The sequence below is a fragment of the Actinosynnema sp. genome, assembly GCF_052038725.1.
This window is the reverse complement of record NZ_JBQGCX010000136.1, coordinates 1-2,523: the sequence shown is the minus strand read 5'-3', so window position 1 is coordinate 2,523 and position 2,523 is coordinate 1. Positions and strand designations below refer to the sequence as shown.

Below are 2,523 nucleotides of genomic sequence, written 5' to 3'. Positions count from 1 at the left end.
CGCGGCGATCGGGCTGTTCCTGCCGCGCGTCGCCCCGGTGGTCGTGGTGGTGCCGGTGGCGCTGGTCGCGGTGCTGCTCGGGCCGGGCGCGTACTCGGTCGCCACGGCCGCGACCCCGCACTCCGGCGCGATCCCCTCGGCGGGACCGGCGGGCGCCGGGATGGGCGGGATGCCCGGCGGTGGTGGACCGGGCGGGGGCTTCGGCGGTCAGGGCGACGGCGGCAGGGGCGCCTGGCAGGGCACGACCGGCGGGCAGGGCAACCAGGGCAACGCGGGCCAGGGCGACGGGGGCGCCCGGCAGGGCGGCACGGGCACGGGCGGCGGCATGGGCGGTCTGCTCAACGCGCCCACCCCCGGCGCAGGGGTGACGGCGCTGCTCCAGGAGGACGCCGCGAGCTACGACTGGCCCGCCGCCGTCATCGGCTCCAACAACGCCGCCGGCTACCAGCTCGCCGCAGGCGTCCCGGTCATGGCACTGGGCGGCTTCAACGGCACCGACCCGGCCCCCACACTGGAGCAGTTCCAGCAGCACGTGGCGGACGGCCGGGTGCACTACCTGATCGCCGCGCAGATGATGCAGGGCGAGTCCGGCAGCGACGACGCGCACCGCATCGGCGAGTGGGTCGCCGCGAACTTCACCGCCACCACCGTCGACGGCGCCACCGTCTACGACCTCACAGCGCGGGCACAGCCGTGACCAACCCGCCGCCCAGCCACGGGCCCGACAGTGGTCCCATGACCCTCCCGACCCCACCGGCGCCCCTCGCGCGCACCGGCACGACCGTGCTCGACGTCGTCGTCCCGGTCTACAACGAGGAGCGCGGCCTCGCCTCCTCGGTGCGCGTGCTGCACGCCAACCTGACCGCCCGGTTCCCGCACAGCTTCCGCATCACGATCGCCGACAACGCCAGCACCGACGCCACCGCCCAGGTCGCGGACCGGTTGGCGCTGGAGTTCGACGAGGTGGTGGCCGTGCACCTGCCGCAGAAGGGGCGAGGCCGGGCGCTGAGCGCGGTCTGGCTGGCCTCGGACGCGCAGGTGCTGGCGTACATGGACGTCGATTTGTCCACGGACCTGGCCGCGCTGCCCCCGCTGGTCGCGCCGCTGATCTCCGGGCACTCGGACATCGCGATCGGCAGCAGGCTGGCGCGCGGGGCCCGCGTGGTGCGCGGACCGAAGCGCGAGTTCATCTCCCGCTGCTACAACCTGATCCTGCGGGCCTCGCTGTCCGCCGGGTTCACCGACGCGCAGTGCGGGTTCAAGGCGATCCGGGCGGACGTGGCGCGCCGCGTCCTGCCGCACGTGCGCGACACCGGCTGGTTCTTCGACACCGAGCTGCTGGTGCTGGCCGAGCGGGCGGGCGCGCGCATCCACGAGGTGCCGGTGGACTGGGTGGACGACCCGGACAGCCGCGTCGACGTCGTCGCGACCGCGCTGGCCGACCTGCGGGGCGTGGCCAGGCTCGGCAAGGGCCTGCTGAGCGGCAGGTTGCCGATCGCGCAGCTGAGCGCCCAGCTCGGCCGCGCGCCGCTGGAGCCCGCGACTCCGGGCGTCCCGCCGGGGTTGCTGCGGCAGCTGGTGCGGTTCGCGGTGGTGGGGGCGGCGAGCACGCTGGCGTACCTGCTGCTGTTCGCGCTGCTGCGGGACGGGATCGGCGCGCAGTGGGCGAACCTGGTGGCGCTGCTGGTGACGGCGGTCGCGAACACCTCGGTGAACCGCCGCTTCACGTTCGGCGTGCGCGGCAGGCGCGGCGCGGGGCGGCACCAGCTGGAGGGGCTGCTGGTGTTCGCGCTGGGTCTGGCGCTCACCAGCGGCGCGCTGGCGCTCGCGCACGGGGTGACCGATCCGAGCGGGCACGCGGAGCTGGTCGCGGTGGTGGGCGGCAACCTGCTGGCGACCGTCGCGCGGTTCCTGCTGCTGCGCAACTGGGTCTTCCGGGGGAACGGGAGGAAAACCGGGAAGGCCGAGCAACCTCGGGCAGGGGTTGGCGCGTCCTGGTTGTGAGTGATCACCCCCGTCCTGACGGGAGACGGGGCGCGGGGTGGTGGCGGCAACGGCGTCGGCCCCGGTGGCCGGAGCGCGCGGGCTTTCGCAGGGACCGCAGCGAACCACACCGGGGCCGGGGCCACTTCATCGGTCAAGAACCGTTGGAGGGCGAGGACCGGTGAGGAGCAAGCGCTTTCTCCGCCAGGAGCGGTGGTCGTGTTCGGGAAACGCGGCCACCGCTTCGCCATTTTCCAGGTGCGGTGGGAAGAACGGGGACGGCGCGGGCGGTGGAGGCACGGGCGGTGGAGGCACGGGCCGCCGACTCGCAGCGGCCGGAGCAGGCGGGGCGGTGGACACCAGGGGCCGGAGCAGTTGTCCGGACCTGTGGTCGCCGCGTCCCGCTATTCGCGGACCGGGGCGGTGGGAAGAACGGGGACGGCACGGGCGGTGGAGGCACGCGCCGCCGACTCGCAGCGGCCGGAGCAGGCGGGGCGGTGGACACCAGGGGCCGGAGCAGTTGCCCGGACCTGTGGTCGC

1 protein-coding gene and 1 pseudogene are annotated in these 2,523 nt (G+C 74.9%); both read left to right on the top strand.

The features are described 5' to 3' along the window. Positions 1-697, top strand: a pseudogene (locus ACTUAL_RS02640) (glycosyl transferase); the annotation flags it as partial. A 38-nt stretch (positions 698-735) separates the two neighbouring features. Then, the gene (locus ACTUAL_RS02635; protein WP_440899143.1) at positions 736-2,004 is read left to right on the top strand and encodes a glycosyltransferase; all 1,269 of its coding nucleotides are present in this window, start codon (positions 736-738) and stop codon (positions 2,002-2,004) included. Positions 2,005-2,523 lie beyond the last annotated feature (519 nt).